18 protein-coding genes are annotated in these 20,371 nt (G+C 72.4%); 9 read left to right on the top strand and 9 right to left on the bottom strand.

Annotated elements, in window-relative coordinates:
• Positions 1-32 precede the first annotated feature (32 nt).
• On the top strand, positions 33-2,135 hold the full coding sequence (gene recG / locus M6I34_RS04910; protein ID WP_272484583.1) for an ATP-dependent DNA helicase RecG: 2,103 nt from the start codon (positions 33-35) through the stop codon (positions 2,133-2,135).
• Positions 2,136-2,163: 28 nt separating this feature from the next.
• Here recG and M6I34_RS04905 read toward each other — a convergent pair whose 3' ends face one another.
• Complete coding sequence (locus tag M6I34_RS04905; protein WP_272484582.1) at positions 2,164-2,415, bottom strand: SHOCT domain-containing protein; 252 nt, start codon at positions 2,413-2,415, stop codon at positions 2,164-2,166.
• Positions 2,412-3,182: a Spy/CpxP family protein refolding chaperone gene (locus M6I34_RS04900; protein WP_272484581.1), complete on the bottom strand. Its 771-nt coding sequence runs from the start codon at positions 3,180-3,182 to the stop codon at positions 2,412-2,414. The genes M6I34_RS04905 and M6I34_RS04900 overlap by 4 nt, the downstream gene beginning before the upstream one ends.
• Positions 3,183-3,455: 273 nt before the next feature.
• On the opposite strand from M6I34_RS04900, the gene M6I34_RS04895 reads away from it, so the two are divergent.
• Entirely contained in the window at positions 3,456-5,648 is a 2,193-nt protein-coding gene (locus M6I34_RS04895; protein WP_336254414.1) for a copper-transporting P-type ATPase, read from the top strand.
• Positions 5,649-5,745: 97 nt separating this feature from the next.
• Positions 5,746-6,240: a c-type cytochrome gene (locus M6I34_RS04890; RefSeq protein ID WP_272484579.1), complete on the top strand. Its 495-nt coding sequence runs from the start codon at positions 5,746-5,748 to the stop codon at positions 6,238-6,240.
• A gap of 6 nt (positions 6,241-6,246) precedes the next feature.
• On the opposite strand, the gene M6I34_RS04885 is transcribed toward M6I34_RS04890, so the two are convergent.
• A complete protein-coding gene (locus tag M6I34_RS04885; RefSeq protein WP_272484578.1) occupies positions 6,247-6,900 on the bottom strand; it encodes a 2-dehydro-3-deoxy-6-phosphogalactonate aldolase in 654 nt (217 codons plus the stop codon).
• Between the two features lie 67 nt (positions 6,901-6,967).
• A complete protein-coding gene (locus M6I34_RS04880; protein WP_272484577.1) occupies positions 6,968-7,957 on the bottom strand; it encodes a 2-dehydro-3-deoxygalactonokinase in 990 nt (329 codons plus the stop codon).
• Positions 7,958-8,018: 61 nt separating this feature from the next.
• Here M6I34_RS04880 and M6I34_RS04875 point away from each other — a divergent pair, with 61 nt between their 5' ends.
• The 3 genes from M6I34_RS04875 to M6I34_RS04865 are packed head-to-tail and all read left to right on the top strand — an operon-like array spanning position 8,019 to position 11,832.
• A complete protein-coding gene (locus tag M6I34_RS04875; protein WP_272484576.1) occupies positions 8,019-8,963 on the top strand; it encodes a LysR substrate-binding domain-containing protein in 945 nt (314 codons plus the stop codon).
• A gap of 44 nt (positions 8,964-9,007) precedes the next feature.
• Positions 9,008-9,922, top strand: a complete 915-nt coding sequence (gene cysM / locus M6I34_RS04870) for a cysteine synthase CysM (RefSeq protein WP_272484575.1) — start codon at positions 9,008-9,010, stop codon at positions 9,920-9,922.
• Positions 9,919-11,832, top strand: a complete 1,914-nt coding sequence (locus M6I34_RS04865; RefSeq protein ID WP_272484574.1) for a DMT family transporter — start codon at positions 9,919-9,921, stop codon at positions 11,830-11,832. The genes cysM and M6I34_RS04865 overlap by 4 nt, the downstream gene beginning before the upstream one ends.
• Before the next feature lie 47 nt (positions 11,833-11,879).
• Here the strand turns inward: M6I34_RS04865 and mltB are convergent, their stop codons facing one another.
• From mltB to M6I34_RS04845, 4 genes are read right to left on the bottom strand one after another with little or no spacing between them, the layout of a single operon-like run.
• The gene (gene mltB / locus M6I34_RS04860; RefSeq protein WP_272484573.1) at positions 11,880-12,914 is read right to left on the bottom strand and encodes a lytic murein transglycosylase B; all 1,035 of its coding nucleotides are present in this window, start codon (positions 12,912-12,914) and stop codon (positions 11,880-11,882) included.
• Complete coding sequence (locus M6I34_RS04855; protein WP_272484572.1) at positions 12,890-14,983, bottom strand: transglutaminase TgpA family protein; 2,094 nt, start codon at positions 14,981-14,983, stop codon at positions 12,890-12,892. Before M6I34_RS04855 ends, mltB begins: the two co-directional genes overlap by 25 nt.
• Entirely contained in the window at positions 14,980-15,990 is a 1,011-nt protein-coding gene (locus M6I34_RS04850; protein ID WP_272484571.1) for a DUF58 domain-containing protein, read from the bottom strand. Before M6I34_RS04850 ends, M6I34_RS04855 begins: the two co-directional genes overlap by 4 nt.
• Complete coding sequence (locus M6I34_RS04845) at positions 15,987-16,910, bottom strand: AAA family ATPase (RefSeq protein ID WP_272484570.1); 924 nt, start codon at positions 16,908-16,910, stop codon at positions 15,987-15,989. The genes M6I34_RS04850 and M6I34_RS04845 overlap by 4 nt, the downstream gene beginning before the upstream one ends.
• A gap of 214 nt (positions 16,911-17,124) precedes the next feature.
• Between M6I34_RS04845 and M6I34_RS04840 the strand changes: the two genes are divergently transcribed.
• Entirely contained in the window at positions 17,125-17,937 is an 813-nt protein-coding gene (locus tag M6I34_RS04840) for an enoyl-CoA hydratase (protein ID WP_272484569.1), read from the top strand.
• A gap of 81 nt (positions 17,938-18,018) precedes the next feature.
• Here M6I34_RS04840 and M6I34_RS04835 read toward each other — a convergent pair whose 3' ends face one another.
• Positions 18,019-18,429, bottom strand: coding sequence for a MarR family winged helix-turn-helix transcriptional regulator (locus M6I34_RS04835; RefSeq protein ID WP_272484568.1), 411 nt, complete (start codon positions 18,427-18,429; stop codon positions 18,019-18,021).
• Between the two features lie 221 nt (positions 18,430-18,650).
• Here M6I34_RS04835 and M6I34_RS04830 point away from each other — a divergent pair, with 221 nt between their 5' ends.
• Together M6I34_RS04830 and M6I34_RS04825 are read left to right on the top strand one after the other, a co-directional pair.
• On the top strand, positions 18,651-19,400 hold the full coding sequence (locus M6I34_RS04830; protein ID WP_272484567.1) for an electron transfer flavoprotein subunit beta/FixA family protein: 750 nt from the start codon (positions 18,651-18,653) through the stop codon (positions 19,398-19,400).
• A 14-nt stretch (positions 19,401-19,414) separates the two neighbouring features.
• Positions 19,415-20,347, top strand: a complete 933-nt coding sequence (locus M6I34_RS04825; RefSeq protein ID WP_272484566.1) for an electron transfer flavoprotein subunit alpha/FixB family protein — start codon at positions 19,415-19,417, stop codon at positions 20,345-20,347.
• Positions 20,348-20,371 lie beyond the last annotated feature (24 nt).

Below are 20,371 nucleotides of genomic sequence, written 5' to 3'. Positions count from 1 at the left end.
GCCGGCGCGGCCGCGCGCCGCGCCCGAACCCCGTGTCCTCGAAGCCGCCGCGATCCGGCCCTTCCCGGTCGGCCGAACCACTGCCGTTCGCCAAGCTCGGCATCCGCCGCGAGCAGGACCTTCCGCTTCACCTGCCGATCCGCTACGAGGACGAGACCCGTATCGTGCCGGTCGCCGAGGTGCGGCCCGGCGAGACGGTGCAGGTCGAGGGCCGGGTCGCGCGGACCGAGATCGTGCCGCGGCCGCGGCGGATGCTGCTGGTCGAGTTGCGCGACGATGCCGGCGACCGGATCGACCTGCGCTTCTTCAACTTCTGGGGCTCGCAGCTCAAGCAGTTCTCTTCCGGCCGGCGGGTGCGCGCCCACGGGGAGGCGAGGGGCGGCCTGTTCGGTCTGGAGCTGGTCCATCCGCGCTGGCGGCTGGTCGACGAGGGCGAGGCGGTCCCCGACCGCTTGACACCGGTCTACTCGACCGTCTCCGGGATCGGCCAGGCGAGGATCCGCTCGGCGGTGCTGGGCGCGCTGAGGAGGCTCGCATGGCCCGAGACCGTGCCGCCGGACGTGGTGCGTCGGCTCGGCCTGCCGCAGGTGGCCGACGCGCTGCGCGCGCTGCACCAGCCGGCGCCGGGCGTGTCGCTCGAGGCGCTTCAGGAGCGCGCGACGCCGGAGTGGCGTCGGGTGATCTTCGACGAGCTGCTCGCGCAGCAGCTGTCGCTGAAGCGGGCGCGCGCGGCCCGGGCAAGCCTCGCCGCGCCTGCGCTGGCCTCGCGCGACGCCGTCGGCAAGCTGCTCGGCGCCTTGCCCTTCCGGCTCACCGGCGCGCAGCAGCGCGCCTGGGCCGAGGTCGCGGCCGACCTGGCGCGGGCCCAGCCGATGAACCGGCTGCTGCAGGGCGACGTGGGCAGCGGCAAGACGGTGATCGCGGCCCTGGCTGCCGCGCAGGCGATCGGCAGCGGCTGGCAGGCCGCGATGATGGCGCCCACCGAGCTGCTCGCCGAGCAGCACCTGCGCAAGCTCGAACCGTGGCTGAAGGCGATCGGTGCGCGGATCGCCTGGCTGTCGGGCTCGCTGCGCGAGTCGGAGAAGAAGGCGGTGCGCGCCGCGGTTGCGGCCGGCGAGGTCGACCTGCTGGTCGGCACGCACGCGCTGATCGAGGACACGGTGGGCTTCGCGCGGCTCGGGCTGGCGATCGTCGACGAGCAGCACCGGTTCGGCGTCGCGCAGCGGCTGGCGCTGCGCGCGAAGCTCGAGAACCCGGCTGGTGCGGCAGCCGGATCGGCGACGGCGGGCGGGCCGGGCGCCGGCACCCGCCTGCTGCCCCACCAGCTGATGATGAGCGCCACCCCGATCCCGCGCACGCTGGCGATGTCCTACTACGCGGACCTCGACGTGTCGGTGATCGACGAGCTGCCGCCCGGCCGCACGCCGGTCGTCACGAAGCTCGTTTCGGAGGCGCGGCGCGACGAGGTGATCGATCGGCTGAGAGCCGCCGCGGCCGCCGGGCGCCAGGTCTACTGGGTGTGCCCGCTGATCGAGGAGAGCGAGTCGCTGGACCTGCAGACCGCGATCGACACGCACGCCCGGCTGACCGAGGAGCTCGCGCCGATCCGGGTGGGGCTGGTGCACGGCCGCATGGCGCCCGCGGACAAGCAGGCGGTGATGGACGGCTTCGTGCGCGGCGAGATCCAGGTGCTGGTGGCCACGACCGTGATCGAGGTCGGCGTCGACGTGCCGAACGCGTCGCTGATGATAATCGAGCATGCGGAGCGCTTCGGCCTCGCGCAGCTGCACCAGCTGCGCGGGCGGGTGGGCCGGGGCAGCACCGAGAGCTTCTGCGTGCTGATGTACCGCAACCCGCTGTCGGCGACCGCCCGCGAGCGGCTGCGCACGATGTACGAGACGACCGACGGCTTCGAGATCGCGCGCCGCGACCTGGTCCAGCGCGGGCCCGGCGAGCTGCTCGGCGCGCGCCAGTCGGGCCAGATGCTGCTGCGCTTCGCCGACCTGGAGCGCGATTCGGAGCTGGTCGCGATCGCCCGGGAGACGGCCGACCGGATGCTGCGCGAGGATCCGGCCGCGGTCGACGCCCACCTGGAGCGCTGGCTCGGCGGGCGCGAGGAGTTCCTGAAGGCCTGAGGGGCGCTGCCGCACGGGCCGCGCCTGCTCAGGCGCTCAGGTCGCGCTTCTTCTCCTCGTACTCTTCCTTGCCGATCTCGCCGCGCGCATAGCGCTTCTTCAGGATGTCCAGGGCGCTCTCCGACCCGCCGCCCGGCGAAGCGGAATCGCTGCGCAGCCAGCGGGCCAGCACGAAGATGCCCAGCACGATCAGCACCAGCCAGAGCAGGCCGTGGAGCATGCCCATCATGCCCCAGCCCATGCCCCAGCCGCCGTCGTACATGCCGCCGCCCCACATCATTGGCGACCCTCGCCGTCGGGACCCCACCACGGACCCCAGCGGCGCAGCTTCTCGCGCTGCTCCGGCGTGAGCACCTGGTCGACGCGCTCGGCGGTGTCGAGCGCGATCTCGAGCCGCTGCTTGCGCAGCGCGGTCATGCGGTCGAACGCCGCCATCACTTCGGCGCGGTCGCGCTTGCCCGAGGCGTCCATCGCGTCGCGGATCTTCGCCATCTCGTCTTGCATCTTGCCGGCGATCTCCCACTGCTTGCGGCGGGTCTCGTCCTGGATCTTCGAGAGCTCGGCGCGCTGCTTGTCGTTCAGATCGGGCAGCCACAGCGCGCGCCCCGCACCGAGCCCCATCATCCCGAAGCCGGCCCCGCCCATCATGCCGGAGCCCCAGCCGCCCATCATGCCGGGGCCCATCATGCCGGCGCCCCAGCCGCCCATCATTCCCGGTCCCATCATGCCGGGCCCCATTCCCCAACCTGGGCCGTAGCCGCCCATCATTCCCGGTCCCCAGCCACCGCGACCGCCGGGCCCCATGTGGTAGCCGGGGCCGTAGCCGCCGCGCGCGCCCGGGCCCATGCCGTAACCCGGGCCATAGCCGCCCATCATGCCGGGGCCCATGCCGTAACCGGGCCCGTAGCCGCCCATCATGCCGGGGCCCATGCCGTAGCCGGGTCCGTAGCCACCCATCATTCCGGGGGCCTGAGCATCCGGCGCGGGCTGGGCGGCGGCAATGCCGGCGGCCAGCGCGAGCGCCGATGCAAGGAACAAGCGTTTCATGTTCGTCTCCTGTAGGGCGCCCCGAGTCGCCGGAACAGGCACGGACCGGCTCGAGTCGCCGCGACTGCCTGGGAGGAGTGAGCGCGGTCCCGCCGGCAGTCGGAAGGTGGGACGGGCGTCTGGCGCCAGTGGAAGCGTCGCCAGAGCGGAACGAGCCTTGAAGGCGGGACGCCGGCCGAAGGCCATCGCCGGGTACGCGGGCTCGTGATGACAATCACTGTCGAAAGCGTCAATCTTGATCCTTGTCGGCTTGGGGCGCAAGGTGAAAAGGCCATGACCGAGCACAGACATCGAACGGGCCCGCGCGCCTCGACCGGTGGTTCCAGGGGCCAGGGCGAGGCGGGCGGCGACGCGGCGGGGCAGGCCGCCGCGGCGGTCTACACCTGCCCGATGCACCCGCAGATCCGGCAACCCGGACCCGGGAGCTGCCCGATCTGCGGCATGGCGCTCGAGCCGCTGCTGCCCGCCCTCGGGGAGGACGACGATCCCGAGCTGCGCGATTTCTCTCGCCGCTTCTGGTGGACGCTGCCGCTGACCGTGGCGGTGGCCGTGCTCGCGATGTTCGGCCACCGCTTCGCGCTCGCGTCCCCGTCGATGCGCTCGTGGGTGGAACTGGCGATGTCGCTGCCGGTCGTGCTCTGGGCCGCCTGGCCGTTCTTCGTTCGCGGCGCGCAGTCGATCCGCAACGTCAGCCCGAACATGTGGACGCTGATCGCGCTCGGAGTGGGCGCGGCCTTCGTCTACAGCGTCGCGGCCAAGGTCGCGCCGGGGCTGTTCCCGGCGTCCTTCCAGGCCCACGGGCGGGTCGCGGTGTACTTCGAGGCCTCGGTGGTCATCGTGTCGCTCACGCTGCTGGGCCAGGTCCTGGAGCTGAAGGCCCGCGGGCAGACCTCGGCCGCGATCAAGGCCCTGCTGGGGCTGGCGCCGAAGACCGCGCGCCGGATCGCGCCCGACGGCAGCGAGGAAGACGTGCCCCTTGGCCACGTCCACGTCGGCGACGTGCTGCGCGTGCGCCCGGGCGAGAAGGTGCCGGTCGACGGCACCGTCGTCGACGGCGAGAGCCCGGTCGACGAATCGATGCTGACCGGCGAGCCGATTCCCGTCGCCAAGCGCGCCGGCGACAAGGTGGTGGGCGCGACGCTGAACACAAGCGGGACGCTGACGATGAAGGCCGAGCGGGTCGGCGCCGAAACCATGCTCTCCCAGATCGTGGCGATGGTCGCCCAGGCGCAGCGCTCCAGGGCGCCGATGCAGCGGATGGCCGACCGGGTCGCCGGCTGGTTCGTGCTGGCGGTCGTCGCGATCGCGGTCGCGACCTTCCTGGCCTGGGGCTGGCTCGGTCCCGAGCCTGCGTGGGTCTTCGCCACGCTGAACGCGCTGGCGGTGCTGATCATCGCCTGCCCTTGCGCGCTCGGGCTGGCCACGCCGATGTCGATCATGGTCGCGACGGGAAACGCCGCCCGCCAGGGAATCCTGTTCCGGGACGCGGCGGCGATCGAATCGTTCCGGCGGATCGACACGCTGGTCGTCGACAAGACCGGCACGCTGACCGAAGGTCGGCCGGCGTTCGATCGCGTCGTGCCCGCGCCGGGGCGCGACGAGCAGGAGGTGCTGCGGATCGCGGCAAGCCTCGACCAGGGCGCCGAGCACCCGCTCGCGCAGGCGATCGTGGCCGAGGCGCGGCGACGCGGCCTCGCGTTCGACGCGGTCGAAGGCTTCGAATCGTCGAGCGGCGTCGGCGTGCGCGGCCGGGTGGCCGGGCGGCGGGTCGCGCTGGGCAACGGCGCCCTGATGGACGACGAGGGCGTTTCGTGGAAGTCGATGTCGGCGCAGGCCGAGGCGCTTCGCGGGCAGGGCGCGAGCGTCATGCACCTGGCGGTCGACCGCGAGCTCGCCGGGCTCCTGGCGGTTTCCGATCCGCTCAAGGCGTCGACCCCGGAGGCGCTCGCCCTGCTGCACGAGGCCGGCCTGAAGGTGGTCATGGCGACCGGCGACGGATGGACGACCGCGCGCGCGGTCGCCGAGAGGCTGGGGATCGACGAGGTCCACGGCGAAGTCAGGCCCGAGGACAAGGTGGCGCTGGTGGAACGGCTGCAGTCGAGCGGCAGCCGCGTCGCGATGGCCGGCGACGGCATCAACGACGCACCCGCGCTTGCGCGCGCCGACGTCGGCATCGCGATGGGCACCGGCACCGACGTGGCGATGAATGCCGGCCATGTCACGCTGGTGAAGGGGGACCTGCGGGCGATCGCCCGGGCGAGAGCGATCTCCGAGCAGACCGTCCGGAACATGCGCGAGAATCTGGGCTTCGCGCTGGTGTACAACGCGCTCGGCGTGCCGATCGCGGCCGGCGTCCTCTATCCGGTGTTCGGCTGGCTGCTGTCGCCGATGATCGCGGCGCTGGCGATGAGCTTCAGCTCGGTCTCGGTGGTCGGGAACGCGTTGCGTCTCCGGCGCGCCGGATGACTGCGACGCTCGATCGGCTGGCGGCACCGCTCGATCGGCTGGCGACGGCGGGCCGGGCGGGGGCAGCGGCCCCCGCAATTCACGGAAAGACGAATCGATGAACGACGGAACTCGAGGACGCCTGGGGGGCAAGGTCCTGCGACTGGCGGCCGGCGGCCTGCTGGTCGCGGCGGTCGCCGGGCTCGGCTGGTGGCAGTTCGGCAGCACCGCCGCGAGCGCGATGGACACGACCGATCCGCGCGTGCTCGCACTGGGCGAGGACGTCTACCGCCGCGATTGCGCGAGCTGTCACGGCGCGCAGCTCGAAGGCCAGCCCGACTGGCAGCGGCGGTTGCCGAACGGGCGCCTGCCGGCGCCGCCGCACGACGCGTCGGGCCACACCTGGCACCACCCTTCGGCGGTGCTGTTCGGCATCGTCAAGCACGGCGTGCAGGCCTACGCGCCGGCCGGCTACGAGAGCGACATGCCGGCTTACGCAGGCAGGCTGTCGGACGCGGAGATCTGGGCGGTGCTCGCGTGGATCAGGTCGACCTGGCCCGACGAGGTGCGCCGGCGCCACGACGAGATCGAGCAGCGCAACCGCCGGGGATGACCCGCTTCAGGCGGTGAACCGGCCGTTGGCCGCATCCCAGGCGGCGACGAAGCGGCGGGCGCGCTCGCCGACCGCGCGCGCGTCGTCGCCGGGCCGGTACAGCGCCGAGCCCAGGCCGAAGCCCGAAGCACCGGCCACCCGATAGGCGGCCAGCTTCTCGGGCACGATGCCGCCGACCGGCAGGATCGGCACACTGGCCGGGATCACCGCGCGCCAGGCCTTCAGCACTTCGGGCGGGATGCCCTCGGCCGGGAAGGCCTTCAGCGCCGCCGCGCCGGCCTTGATCGCCGCGAAGGCCTCGGACGGGGTGGCCACGCCCGGCACCGACGGCAGCTCGAGGGCCACGGACTCTTCGACCACCTCCGGATCGAAGTTCGGCGACACGATCAGGCCGCCGCCGGCCTCGCGCACCGCGCGCACCTCGGCGGCCCGCAGCACGGTGCCGGCGCCGACCACGCAGTCGGGCAGGCGCTCGGCCAGCAGCCGGATGCTGGCCAGCGGCTCGGGCGAGTTCAGCGGCACCTCGATCAGCCGGAAGCCGGCCTCGCGCAGGGCGTCGCCGATCGCAGGCGCCTCGGCCGGCGTGAGGCCGCGCAGGATGGCGACCAGCGGCAGCGCTTCGAGCGCGTCGCGCAGTTGCGGATGGTCGGCGGTCGTCACGGTCGGTCTCGTCTCGGGTCGGTAGGGGGCAGGCGAGGCGGGGCGGCGGCGAAGCAAGGCGGGGGGATCAGCCCGCGAGCCCGGCGTGCGCCGCGATCGCGAACAGGCCGGCTCGGGCGGGTTCGCCTTCGGCGGCGGTGGCGGGCACCCCGGCGCGGTGCAGCGCCCGGAGGTAGCGCGCGGCCAGCGCCGGCGAAGCGATCACGCAGGGCGGGCCGGCGCTCGCGAAGGCCTTCAGCGCGTCGCCGATCTCGGCGCCGATCAGCAGGCCCGACAGGTAGCCGGGCAGGTGATCGGGCGGTCGCTGGCCGAGCAGCCCCTCGGAGCGCACGGTGAACAGCAGGTGACCCAGCGCACCCGGGTCGGCCAGCCCGCGCTCGACGCCGTCGTCGAAGGCCGACAGCGGCCCCGGGGCGTCGGGCGACTCGGGCTCCTCGCAGAGCCTGCCCAGGATCGAATGCTGGCGCAGCACCGCGTAGAGCTCGCCGGTCATGCAGGTGCGGAACCCGGCCACGGACGCGCCGCGGGTCTCGACCCACTTGCTGTGCGTGCCGGGCAGCAGGAACAGCCGGCGGTCCCCGGCTTCGCTCTGCGTGGCGGCTGCGCCGAGCACGCCGAACACCTGGGTCTCCTCGCCCCGGATCACGTCGGGCGACCCGCCGGGCGGACGGTCGACCAGCCCGGGAACGATCCGGAAACGCCGCCCGGCCGCATCGTCGAGGGCGAGCAGGCCGGCGGCCAGCGCGTCGAAGCCGGCAGGCGTGGCCACGTAGGGCGCCTCGCGCCAGCCCTGGCGGCTGCCGATCATGCCCGAGGCGATCGCCGGCAGGTCGGGGCGGGCGGCGAGCCACGGCGCGCAGAGGGCTTCGAAGGCCTCGGCGAAGCGGCCGTCGCGCACGTTCAGGATGCCCAGCGGCGCTTCGCGCCGATCGAGCGCCTGCCCGCGATCGTCGAGCAGCCAGCCGCGCAGCGAGGTGGTGCCCCAGTCGAGGGCGATCAGTTTCGCGCGGGCCGCCAGGGCGGCCGGCAGCGCTGCGAGGGGCTGTTCCGGATCCATGGCCAAAGTATGCCCGAGCCACGGGCCCGGCCGGGCGGCTTGCTATCATCGCCGCAACCCCATGACGCTCACCGAACTCAAGTACATCGTGGCCCTGGCGCGCGAGCGCCACTTCGGCCGCGCCGCGGAAGCCTGCTTCGTCAGCCAGCCGACGCTTTCGGTCGCCATCAAGAAGCTCGAGGACGAGCTCGGCGTGCAACTGTTCGAGCGCGGGGGCGGCGAGATCACCGTCACGCCGGTCGGCGAGCAGATCGTCGAGCAGGCGCAGCACGTGCTCGAGCAGAGCAACGCGATCCGCGAGATCGCCGCGCAGGGGCGCGACCCGCTCGCCGGCCCGCTGCGCGTTGGCGTCATCTACACGATCGGTCCCTACCTGCTGCCGCACCTGGTCAAGCGGATGATCGAGGACGCGCCGCAGATGCCGCTGCTGCTGCAGGAGAACTTCACCACCAAGCTGCTCGAGCTGCTCAGGCAGGGCGACATCGACGTCGCGATCCTCGCCGACCCCTTCCACGACGCGGGCCTGGTCACCCAGGCGGTCTACGACGAGCCCTTCATCGTCGCCGTGCCGAAGAGCCACCCGTGGGCGAAGCGAAAGTCGATCCGGTCCGAGGAGCTGAAGGAGCAGACGATGCTGCTGCTGGGCACCGGCCACTGCTTCCGCGACCACGTGCTCGAGGTCTGCCCCGAGCTGTCGCGCTTCTCGCAGGCGAGCGCCGGCATCCAGAAGACCTTCGAGGGCTCGTCGCTCGAGACGATCCGGCACATGGTCGCCTCGGGCATCGGGGTCACCGTGCTGCCTCGCATGGCCCGGCCCGACCTGAGCGACGACGGGCTGCTCACCTACCTGCCGTTCGAGCGCCCCGAGCCCTACCGGCGCGTGTCGCTCGTCTGGCGCAAGAGCTACTCGCGGCGCGCGGCGATCGAGGCGCTTCGCAAGGCCATCCTGCAGGCCGGGCTGCCGGGCGTGTCCATGCTGCCCGGCGAGCCGGCCGTCAGTCACTGAACCGCCGCCCCGTCGGGTCGGCGGCGAGAGAACGGATTTCCAACATGATCGAACGCCCGCGCTATCCGACGATCGAAGACACGATCGGCCACACCCCGCTGGTGCGCCTGCAGCGCCTGCCCGGCGCCGCCAACGAGGCGCGCGGCAACCTGATCCTCGGCAAGCTGGAGGGCAACAACCCGGCCGGTTCGGTGAAGGACCGGCCCGCGCTGGCGATGATCGCGCGCGCCGAGGCGCGCGGCGAGATCCGGCCCGGCGACACGCTGATCGAGGCCACCTCGGGCAACACCGGCATCGCGCTCGCGATGGCGGCGGCGATCCGCGGCTACCGGATGGTGCTGATCATGCCGGACAACCTGTCGGTCGAGCGCAGGCAATCGATGAAGGCCTACGGCGCCGAGCTGATCCTGGTCAGCCAGAAGGAGGGCATGGAAGGCGCCCGCGACCTGGCCGACCGGATGCAGGCCGAGGGCAAGGGCAAGGTGCTCGACCAGTTCTCGAACGACGACAACTGGGCGGCGCACTACGAGACCACCGGCCCGGAGATCTGGGAGCAGACACGGGGCCAGGTGACCCACTTCGTGTCGGCGATGGGCACCACCGGCACGATCACCGGCGTGTCGCGCTACCTGAAGGAAAAGAACCCGGCGGTGCAGATCGTCGGCGCGCAGCCGGCAGAGGGTTCGTCGATCCCCGGGATCCGGAAGTGGCCGGTCGAGTACCTGCCGAAGATCTACCGCCACGCGCGCGTCGACCGGACCGAGTCGGTCACCCAGGCCGACGCCGAGCAGATGGCGCGCAGGCTGGCCGCCGAGGAGGGCATCTTCTGCGGCATCTCGGCGGCCGGCGCCTGCTGCATCGCGCTGCGCATCGCCGAAGAGGTGGAGAACGCGACGATCGTCTTCGTCGTCTGCGACCGCGGGGACCGCTACCTGTCGACCGGCGTGTTCCCGGCGTGAGCGACGCCGCGCAACGCGGCCGGCATTTCGTCGGCATCCTGCTGGTCGTCGCCGCGGTCTCGTCGTTCTCCATCCTCGATTCGTTCGCCAAGCACCTGACCCAGACCTACCCGCTGCCGCTGGTCATCTGGGCGCGTTACTTCTTCCACGTGGCGATCATGGTCGCGCTGCTGTGGCCGCGGATGGGGCCCCGGCTGGTCGCCACGAAGCGTCCGGGCCTGCAGGTCGCGCGCGGCGTGGTGCTCGCGATGTCCACGCTGTTCTTCGTGTCGGGCATCTCGTTGATGCCGCTGGCCGAGGCCTCGGCGATCACGATGATCGCGCCGATCCTGCTGACCCTGCTCGCGCGCCGCTTCCTGCGCGAGCGCGCGCCGCCGGGCACCTGGTGGGCGCTGGCGGTCAGCTTCGCCGGCGTGCTGCTGATCGTGCGCCCCGGCGGGCAGGTGTTCAGCGTGGCGGCCCTGTTCCCGCTGGCCACCGCCTTCTGCTTCGCCGGCTACCAGCTGCTCACCCGCAAGCTGGCGGGCTTGGACGACGGCCTGTCGACCTTGTTCATCGGCGCGCTGGTCGCGACCGTGCTCGCGAGCTTCGTCGCCCCGTTCTTCTGGGAGTGGCCGCGCAGCTGGGCCGACGCGGGCCTGTTCCTGGCGATGGGCGCGATGGGCGCCTTCAGCCACCTGCTGCTGGTGCGCGCGTTCGAGCGGGCGCCGGCCTCGCTGCTCGCGCCCTTCATCTACCTGCAGATCGTGGCGGCGCTCACGCTGGGCTGGCTGGTGTTCGGCAACTTCCCGGACCTGGTCGCGCTGGCCGGCATGGGGCTGATCGCGCTGACCGGCGTGACGATGGCGCTGCGCGGCCGGGCGGCGCCGGTTGCGCCGGCGGTCGAGCGCGAGGCGCCGCAGGTCGAGGAGCGCGCCGCCGCGATCGCGGGCCCGGTGCTCGCGCCCGATGGCGCGCCCGCGCTGCCGGCCGAGGCGGTCGCGCGCGCCGAGGCGCCGGCGCAACCGGCGCCGGCCGCCGCTGCGATCGGCGCGCCGCTTCGCGCGCCCCTGCGCGGCGTGCTGCTGGCGGTCGGGGCCTGCGTGATGTTCTCGCTGCTCGACAGCATCGCCAAGCACCTGTCGCAGACCCACTCGCCGATGATGGTCGCCTGGGCGCGCTACGTGTTCCACGTGGTCATCATGGTCGCCGTGTTCGCGCCGACGATGGGGCGCAGGCTGTTCGTGACCCGCAGCCCCGGCCTGCAGGTGGCGCGAGGGCTCTGCCTGGGGATGTCGTCGATCTGCTTCTTCTCGAGCATTGCCTTCCTGCCGCTCGCCGAGGCGACCGCGATCGTCGCGATCGCACCGGTGCTGGTGACCGCCGGGGCGGTCTGGTGGCTGAAGGAGCGCACCCCGCCGGGGACCTGGTGGGCGCTGGCGGCGAGCTTCGCCGGCGTGCTGCTGATCGTGCGGCCGGGCAGCGCGCTGTTCGGCTGGGCGGCGCTGCTGCCGGTGCTCACCGCGGTGTTCGCGATGGGCTACCAGTTGCTGACGCGGCAACTGAGCGGCGTCGACAACGGCCTGGCCACGCTGTTCATCGGCGGCGCGGTCGCGGCCGCGCTGCTGTCGCTGTTCGCGCCCGGCGCGTGGAGCCTGCCGACCAGCCCGCTCGACGCGCTGATGTTCGTGGCCACCGGCGCGATCGGCGCGCTCGGCCACCTGATGCTGGTGCGCGCCTACGAGATCGCGTCGGCTTCCTCGCTGGCGCCCTACGGCTACGCGCACGCGGCGTCCGCGCTGGTCTTCGGCTTCGTCTTCTTCGGCCAGTTCCCCGACCTGCCGGCCCTGCTCGGGCTCGCGCTGATCGTCTCGACCGGCGTGGTCATGGCGATCCGCAACCGGATGCCGGTGCGCGCGCTCGAGGAGTAGCGGGGGAGGGCGCGCCTTGCGCGCGGCAGCGGCCCCGGCGCGAGGCCTCAGCGGCCGATCGCGTCGCGCAGCGCCTCGGCCAGCTCGATCACCGCCGAGGCGTAGAAGCTCGAGCGGTTGTAGCGGGTGATCACGTAGAAGTTCTTCGCGCCAAGCCAGAAGTCCGGGGCCTCGTCGCCGTTGGGCAGGTCGATCAGCGCGAGCTTCGTGTCGAAGGAGACCGGGTCGCGGCTGGTCACGCCGTAGTCGCGCAGCGATTCGATCGTGAACACCGGCGTGATGCCCGCCTCGATCAGAGGCGACAGCCGGTCGGGGTCCGCGATCCGGGCCGCGTAGCGGATCGGCTCGCCGGCGACCCAGCCGTGCTCGGCCAGGAAGTTCGCGACGCTGCCGATCGCGTCGGCCGGGCTCTCGCGCAGGTCGATCCGGCCGTCGCCGTCGAAGTCGACCGCCCAGCGCCGGATGCTGCCGGGCATGAACTGCGGCAGGCCGATCGCGCCGGCGTAGGAGCCGCGCACCGACAGCGGGTCCAGCCCTTCCGATCGCGTCAGCAGCAGGTACTGCTCGAGCTCGCTGCGGAAGTAGTCGGCGCGCCTCGGGTAGTCGAAGGCCAGCGTCGTGAGCACGTCGATGACCCGGTGGTCGCCGGTGATGCGCCCGAACACCGTTTCCACGCCGATGATCGCGACGATGATCTCCTCGGGAACGCCGTAGCGCTTCGAGGCGCGCGCGACGACGTCCTCGTGCTCGCGCCAGAAACGCACGCCCGCGGAGATCCGGGTGTCGTCGATGAAGCGCGAGCGGTAGACCTTCCAGGAGCGCTTGACCGTGGGCGGGGCGGGCGTCATCAGGCGGATCGCCGCATCGCTGCGGCGCACTCGCGCGAAGATCTCGTCGAGCGCCGACGGGTCGAAGGCGTGGCGCTCGGCCAGCGCCTCCATGAACGCGCGCACCTCGGGCCGCGCCGGGTAGTCGCGCGCCACGGCCTCGGGCGGGCTCGCGCAACCCGCTGCGAGCGCCATGCAGGCGGCGGCGAAGAGGCGGGGCAGGAAAGCTCTCAGGGTCTGAACCGGCGTACGCATTGCTGCAAGTGTCGCACGTGCTCGCGCGGAGCAGTTTCCGCGCCTTCGGCGATACCGTAGCGCAGGCGGTTGTACAGCGCCACGATGCGGCGCGCCTCGCCGATCCGCTCGGGCTCGACCAGGCGCTCGACCCGCCCCAGGTAGGCGCTGGCCGTCTCGTGAGGCTGCCGCGGCAGGCCGGTCACCGCGAGCCGCTGGCAGAAGTCGTCCCAGGCACGCTCGACCGGATCGCGCGCGCGGCGCGGGTGCAGCGTGAGCACGGCGATCGCGCCCACGATCGCGGTCAGCGACAGGGCCAGCAGACCGGCGATCGCGCGCCAGTCGTCGGCCTCCAGGCCGATCCGCTCGAGCAGGCGGCGCTGCTTGCCGCGGTCGTAGGACAGCAGCCACTGGTTCCACGCATTGCCCAGCGCATCGAGCCGGAAGCGCAGTGCGTCGACCAGCGGCGTGGCGGCGTCGAGCCCGGGCAGGCCGGCGAACTGCGCCTCGAGCCGCACGCCGCGCTCGATCCGTTCGGGCGCGACCGCGGCGGTCGGATCGACCCTCGTCCAGCCGCTGCCCGCGAGCCAGACCTCCGCCCAGGCGTGCGCATCGGCCTGCCGGACCAGCCACCAGCCGTCGACCGGATTGCGCTCGCCGCCCTGGTAGCCGGTGACCACGCGCGCCGGGATGTCCAGCGCGCGCATCAGCACGACGAAGGCGCCGGCGAAGTGCTCGCAGAAGCCGGCCCTCGTGCCGAACAGGAAGTCGTCGACGCTGTCGCGCCCCAGCAGCGGGGGCTGCAGCGTGTAGCGGAAGTCCTGCTCCCGGAACATCGCGAGCGCCCGGTCGACGAGCAGGCGGTCGAGCGCGGGCTCGCCGCGCGCCGGCACGCGCCCGTCCCGGCTGGCGGCGGCGAGCGTTTCGGCGCGCCATTGCGCGGCCATCTCCAGCGTGCGGGGGTTGAATCCGGGCGGCAGGCCGAGCCAGTTCTGCAGGGAGGTGCGCGTTTCGTTCAGGCCGGCCTGCCACGCGAGCGAGGACTCGACGCGATAGCGGGTCCGCGCGCCGAGCGGCCTCGAAGCGACCAACTGCAGGTCGGGCAGCAGCGAGGCGGCCAGGCCCTGAGGCGGTTCGACCGAGACGGGCATCTCGAGCGGGAACATCCAGTTGCGCGCCGACGGCTCCTGCGTGATCTCGTAGGTCACCGTGGCGTCGGGCGCGTGGCGGACCTGCGGCCGGGGCGGCGGCACGACCTGCGCGGCGGAGCCGGGACCCAGCGCTCGCCAGGTCTTGCCGTCGAAGTCGCCGAACACCGGGCCGCGCCAGTACAGTTGCGCCGGCGCCGGCATCGCCGTCTCGAACCGCACGCGGAACGCGATTTCCGGGGACTCGCCGAGCTCCGAGAACTCGCCGGGCGTCATCGTCTCGCTGAGCCCGGTTCGGGCGCGGGCCGCGTCCGAGGGCATGCCCCACAGCGGGCCGCCGGGGCGCGGAAAGAGCACGAACAAGACCGCGGCGAGCGGCAGCGCCTGCAGCAGGAGCACGCCGACCGCCTTCATTCGCCCGGCGATCGGGGCCTCGTGCCGGCGGTACTGCATCGTGAGCATCGCCGCGAGCAGCCCGGCGAAACCGGCCAGCACCAGCGCGGCGGTGCCGATCGACTGCGAATCCAGGAAGGCGGCCAGCAGCAGGAACAGCGACAGGAAGATCACGACGAACAGGTCGCGGCGGGCCCGCATCTCCATCAGCTTCAGGCCGAGGAACAGGATCAGCAGCGCGACACCCGGTTCGCGCCCGACCAGCGTGTCGTAGTGCGCCCAGACCGCGGCGGTGGCGGCCACCGCGCCCGCCCAGCGCACCGGGGCCCCTGGCAGCCCGCGACCCGAGAACAGCAGGCCCAGCCGCCACGCGAACAGCACGACGAAGCCGGCGCCGACCCACCAGGGCATCCACCCGAAGTGGGGCAGCACCGCCACGAACACCGGCAGCATCAGGAAAAGCGTGTCGCGGCGGTCGCGCTCCCATTGGTCGCCCAGGCGTCCGCCCAGCGCGCGCAGCGAGAGCCGAAACCCGATCCAGCGGTTCACCTTGCCGACTCCCGCCCGCCGCCCGGCAGCCCCCAGGTGGCCAGCGCGCGCAGGCACTGCTCGCGATGCGACGGGCCCGCGTCGGGACCGATCGAGACGCCCGGCAGCAGCATCGCCCAGGGCACGCCCAGCGCGTCCGCGTCGAGCACCCAGCGGGTCATCCTCGAGAGCTTGCGCTCGTCGTCCCAGCCGGCAGGCAGTTGCGACCACTCGAGGGCCAGCTCGCCGAGGTCGCCGCCTTCGTACTGGCGCACGATCAGGTCCTCGGAGGCCGTGCGCGCCATCGCCTTCCACGCGATCCGGCGAGGCGAGTCGCCCTCCTGCCAGGGGCGAAGCGCGGCGAGGTCCTGCTCGCCGCCGCCGCGCGCCTGGCCGTCGCCGGAGCTGGCCAGCCGCGCCGGCAGCGGGGCGCCCGGGGGCTCGGGCCTCGGGTAGACCAGCACCCGCAAGGCCGGTTGCCACCAGGTCCAGGAGCGCCAGATCCCCAGCGGGAAGCGCGTTTCCAGCCGCAGCCGCGGCACCGGATGCCAGCCGCGCTCCGTGGCGGGCAGCGCGAGCGAGACGATCTGCTCGGCGCCGGGGCTGGCGTCGAAGTCCTCGGGGCTGGCCATGCCGGGCGCGACGAAGCTGAGCGCGAAGCGCTCGACCTTGCCCGGATTGCGGACGATCACGGTGAGCGTGGCGAAGTCGCCGGCGAACACCGGCTCGGCGCGGCCGGGGCGCAGCACCAGCGAGGACAGGTTGCGCCAGGTCTGCAGCATCGCCACGATCGCGACGCCGGCCACCAGGAAGCTCAGCGCGTACCCCAGCGAAAGCCGGTAGTTGATCGAGGCGACCAGCATCGTGAACACGACCGCGCCGAAGAGCAGCCCCGCGCGGGTCGGCAGCACGTACACGTTTCGCTGGCCGAGCCGGTGGTCGCCGGCCACCGGGCGATGCCTGGCGGCGACGAGCCGGGCGAGCCAGCCCGGCTGGCTCGCCGGGTCGGACGACCGGGCCGTCGTCACGGAACCGGCACCGCCTTGATCAGCTCGGCCACCAGCTCCGCGCGGGCGCGGTGCGAGGTCGCAACGCCGCGGGCCGGCCTGAGCCGGTGGCCGGCCACGGAGGTGAGAACCGCCTGCACGTCCTCGGGCAGCACGTGGTTGCGGCCGTCGAGCATGGCCCAGGCGCGCGCCGCCTGGATCAGGCCGAGGCCGGCGCGGGGGCTCAGGCCCTCGGAGAGCGCGGCGCTGCGGCGGCTGTGCGTCAGCAGGTTCTGGATGTAGTCGATCAGCGGCGGCGCGCAGCGGATCTGCCGCACCAGGCGCTGCGCGTCGAGCAGCTGCGCGGGCGTCATCGCGGGCGCGAGCGTGTCGAGCATCGCGCGGCGGTCCTGCCCCTCGAGGATCGCGCGCTCGGACTTCGGGTCCGGATAGCCGATCTCGATGCACATCAGGAAGCGGTCGAGCTGCGACTCGGGAAGCGGGAAGGTGCCGATCTGGTCCTGCGGGTTCTGCGTGGCGATCACGAAGAACGGGTCGGGGAGCGGGTGCGGGCTGCCCTCGATCGACACCTGGCGCTCCTCCATCGCCTCGAGCAGCGAGGACTGCGTCTTGGGCGAGGCGCGGTTGATCTCGTCGGCGAGCAGCACCTGCGAGAAGACCGGCCCCGGGTGGAACACGAAGGCCGACTTGTCCCGGTCGAACACGGTGACGCCGACCACGTCGGCCGGCAGCAGGTCGTTCGTGAACTGCACGCGCTTGAACTGAAGCCCCAGCGAGATCGACAGCGCGTGGGCCAGCGTCGTCTTGCCGACGCCGGGAAGGTCTTCGATCAGCAGGTGGCCGCGCGCGAGCAGGCAGGCCAGCGCGAGCCGGATCTGGGCCTGCTTGCCCACGACGACCGAGCCGACCTGGGCGGCGACCGCCTGTATCCGCTCGAGCATCCGGGGAAGTTCCTGAGTGGGGAGAGTCGGGGCGAGTGTAAACCGCGGCGGCGGCGCGAATCGTGCCGCGGGTCTCGCGGGTTGGCCATTGGCCGCGGCGCGCCGATAATCGGTGCGATGACCGGTGCGAGCGGCAGTCCGTCGTGGCGACGGCGCAAGGCGCGCCCGGGCGCCGGCACCTGGTCCGCAATCCAGCCAACAGGGAGACAGGAGAATGTCCGCAGTACCTTCAGCAGGGCAGGGCGCGCCGGCCGACGCGCCGGTGCTCGCCTCGCGCAACGGCGGCGTGCTGACGCTGACGCTGAACCGCCCGGCGCAGTTCAACGCGCTGTCGTCGGAGCTGATGTCCGCGCTCCAGATCGAGCTCGAGCGGGCTGCTGCCGACCCGGCGGTCAGGGTCGTCGTGATCGCGGCGGCGGGCAAGGCCTTCTGCGCCGGCCACGACCTGCGCGAGATGCGCGCGCAGCCGTCGCTCGACTACTACCAGAAGCTGTTCGCGCAGTGCTCGCGGATGATGATGACGATCCAGCGGATGCCGCAGCCGGTCATCGCGCGGGTGCACGGCATCGCCACCGCGGCGGGCTGCCAGCTTGTCGCGATGTGCGACCTGGCGGTGGCCGCCGAAGGCGCCCGGTTCGCGGTGTCCGGGGTCAACCTCGGGCTGTTCTGCTCGACGCCGTCGGTGGCGCTGTCGCGCAACCTGGGCCGCAAGCAGGCCTTCGAGATGCTGGTCACCGGCGAGTTCATCGATGCCTGGGCGGCGAAGGACAAGGGGCTGGTCAACGCGGTCGTGCCGCCCGACCACCTCGATGCCGAGATCACGCGGATCGCGTCCTCGATCTGCGCGAAGCCCGCCGTGGCGATCGCCGCCGGCAAGGGGCTGTTCTACCGGCAGCTGGAGATGGGCATCGAGGCGGCCTACCAGCTTGCGGGCCAGACGATGGCCTGCAACATGATGGACGAGGCCGCCCTCGAGGGGGTGCAGGCCTTCATCGAGAAGCGGGCACCGGACTGGAAGCCGGGCTGAGGCCTGCGCCGGCGCCGGACGCCGGCAGGGAGCCGGCCCGGGCAAGGGAACGCGAGGGCGACCGAACGCCCGGCGGGCGGCTCATTCCCAGTCGGCCGAAAGCAGCTCCCTGAGCTTCTCGACGCCGTCGGGCCCGAGCCGGCGGGCGAGGCGCTGCTCGATCTGCTCGATGATCTTCGCGCCGGCCCGGTTCACCTGCCGGCCCTTCTCGGTGTAGACGACCAGCTTGGCATTGCCGCGCCCGGGGTCGTCGCGAACTTCGAGGATTCCCCGGCGCACCAGTTCCGCCACGGTCTTGTGCACCGCCTGGCGCGAGATCGCCAGCTGGCGCGCGAGTTCCGCCATGCTGGCGGGCCGCCCGGCCATGTGGGCGAGCAGGCGGCTCTGCGCCGGGGTGATGTACGCGTGCTCGCCGGCCTTCACCGCGCGCATGATTTCGCGCGCGAACCAGTCCGAGCGCGCGATCAGCAGCTGTTTCAGGTTGGCGGACACGGCGGGCGGGGCTGCTTCCGGAAAGGGGGCGGCGGTCTCCGGTCCGGAATCGGCTGATCCTTCCCGGTGTTCGTGCTCTTTGCGTCAACTTTGGTTGACATGCGGATGTTGCACCGCGATAATCGAACTGTCAACCAGGGTTGACGCCGCCGGGACCCGTCGGCAGGGCCGCCGCCTGTAAAATCGACCCTTTCCCCTCCAACCGACTTCGTGAGGCCTCGATGAAGATTCTCGTCCCCGTCAAGCGAGTGGTGGACTACAACGTGAAGGTTCGCGTCAAGAGCGACCAGACCGGTGTGGACATCGCCAACGTCAAGATGTCGATGAACCCGTTCGACGAGATCGCTGTCGAAGAGGCCGTGCGCCTGAAGGAGAAGGGCGTGGCGACCGAGATCGTCGCGGTGTCCTGCGGCCCGGCGGCCTGCCAGGAGACGCTGCGCACCGCGATGGCCATCGGCGCCGACCGCGGCATCCTGGTCGAAACCGACGCCGAGCTGCAGCCGCTGGCCGTGGCCAAGCTGCTGAAGGCGCTGGTCGACAAGGAGCAGCCGCAGCTGCTGATCCTGGGCAAGCAGGCGATCGACGACGACGCCAACCAGACCGGCCAGATGCTGGCCGCGCTGGCCGGCATGCCCCAGGCCACCTTCGCGTCGAAGGTCGAGATCGCCGACGGCAAGGCGAAGGTCACCCGCGAGGTCGACGGCGGCCTGGAGACGGTCGAGATCTCGCTGCCCGCGGTGGTCACCACCGACCTGCGCCTGAACGAGCCGCGCTACGTGACGCTGCCCAACATCATGAAGGCCAAGAAGAAGCAGCTCGACAACGTCAAGCCGGCCGACCTGGGCGTGGACCCGGCGCCGCGCCTGAAGACGCTGAAGGTCAGCGAGCCGCCGGGTCGCAAGGCCGGCATCAAGGTGGCCGACGTCGCCGCGCTGGTCGACAAGCTGAAGAACGAAGCGAAAGTGATCTGAACAAGGGGCACGACATGGCAGTCCTCGTTATCGCCGAACACGACAACGCGACGCTGAAGCCGGCGACGCTGAACACGATCACCGCGGCCGCGCAGTGCGGCGGCGACGTCACCGTGCTGGTCGCCGGCTCCGGCTGCGACGCCGCGGCCCAGGCCGCCGCGCAGGCGGCGGGCGTGGCCAGGGTGCTGGTGGCCGACGCCCCGCACCTTGCCGACCAGCTCGCCGAGAACGTGGCGGCGCAGGTCGTAGCGGTGGCCGGCGGCTACTCGCACATCCTCGCCCCGGCCAGCGCCTCGGGCAAGAACATCCTTCCGCGCGTGGCGGCGCTGCTCGACGTGGCCCAGATCTCCGAGATCACCAGCGTCGAGTCGCCCGACACCTTCACCCGCCCGATCTACGCGGGCAACGCGATCGCCACCGTGCAGTCGGCCGACGCGGTCAAGGTGATCACGGTGCGCGGCACCGCCTTCGATGCCGCCGCTGCCAGCGGCGGTTCGGCCGCCGTCGAGAAGATCGACGCGGTCGCCGATTCGGGCAAGTCGAGCTTCGTGGGCCGCGAGATCGCCAAGAGCGACCGCCCCGAGCTGACCGCCGCCAAGGTCGTCGTGTCGGGCGGCCGAGGCATGGGCTCGGCCGAGAACTTCAAGCTGCTCGAGCCGCTGGCCGACAAGCTGGGCGCCGCGATGGGCGCCTCGCGCGCGGCGGTCGACGCCGGCTACGCGCCGAACGACTGGCAGGTCGGCCAGACCGGCAAGATCGTCGCGCCGCAGCTCTACGTGGCGATCGGCATCTCGGGCGCGATCCAGCACCTGGCCGGCATGAAGGACAGCAAGGTCATCGTCGCGATCAACAAGGACGAGGAAGCGCCGATCTTCGGCGTGGCCGACTACGGACTGGTCGCAGACCTGTTCCAGGCCGTTCCCGAGCTGACCGAGAAGCTGGGCTGATGCCCGACGCCGGGCTCGCGCGCC

This window comes from Zeimonas sediminis, assembly GCF_023721795.1.
In the GTDB taxonomy this organism is placed as follows: domain Bacteria; phylum Pseudomonadota; class Gammaproteobacteria; order Burkholderiales; family Burkholderiaceae_E; genus Zeimonas; species Zeimonas sediminis.
Note: the sequence above shows the minus strand (reverse complement) of the source record. Positions and strands in the feature narration are given on the sequence as shown.

Coding starts and splice junctions, on each gene's coding strand:
- M6I34_RS04905 (WP_272484582.1), bottom strand. CDS start 2,415: ATGATGTGGGGCGGCGGCATGTACGACGGCGGCTGGGGCATGGGCTGG.
- M6I34_RS04900 (WP_272484581.1), bottom strand. CDS start 3,182: ATGAAACGCTTGTTCCTTGCATCGGCGCTCGCGCTGGCCGCCGGCATT.
- M6I34_RS04895 (WP_336254414.1), top strand. CDS start 3,456: ATGACCGAGCACAGACATCGAACGGGCCCGCGCGCCTCGACCGGTGGT.
- M6I34_RS04890 (WP_272484579.1), top strand. CDS start 5,746: ATGAACGACGGAACTCGAGGACGCCTGGGGGGCAAGGTCCTGCGACTG.
- M6I34_RS04880 (WP_272484577.1), bottom strand. CDS start 7,957: ATGGATCCGGAACAGCCCCTCGCAGCGCTGCCGGCCGCCCTGGCGGCC.
- M6I34_RS04875 (WP_272484576.1), top strand. CDS start 8,019: ATGACGCTCACCGAACTCAAGTACATCGTGGCCCTGGCGCGCGAGCGC.
- cysM (WP_272484575.1), top strand. CDS start 9,008: ATGATCGAACGCCCGCGCTATCCGACGATCGAAGACACGATCGGCCAC.
- mltB (WP_272484573.1), bottom strand. CDS start 12,914: ATGCGTACGCCGGTTCAGACCCTGAGAGCTTTCCTGCCCCGCCTCTTC.
- M6I34_RS04845 (WP_272484570.1), bottom strand. CDS start 16,910: ATGCTCGAGCGGATACAGGCGGTCGCCGCCCAGGTCGGCTCGGTCGTC.
- M6I34_RS04840 (WP_272484569.1), top strand. CDS start 17,125: ATGTCCGCAGTACCTTCAGCAGGGCAGGGCGCGCCGGCCGACGCGCCG.
- M6I34_RS04830 (WP_272484567.1), top strand. CDS start 18,651: ATGAAGATTCTCGTCCCCGTCAAGCGAGTGGTGGACTACAACGTGAAG.
- M6I34_RS04825 (WP_272484566.1), top strand. CDS start 19,415: ATGGCAGTCCTCGTTATCGCCGAACACGACAACGCGACGCTGAAGCCG.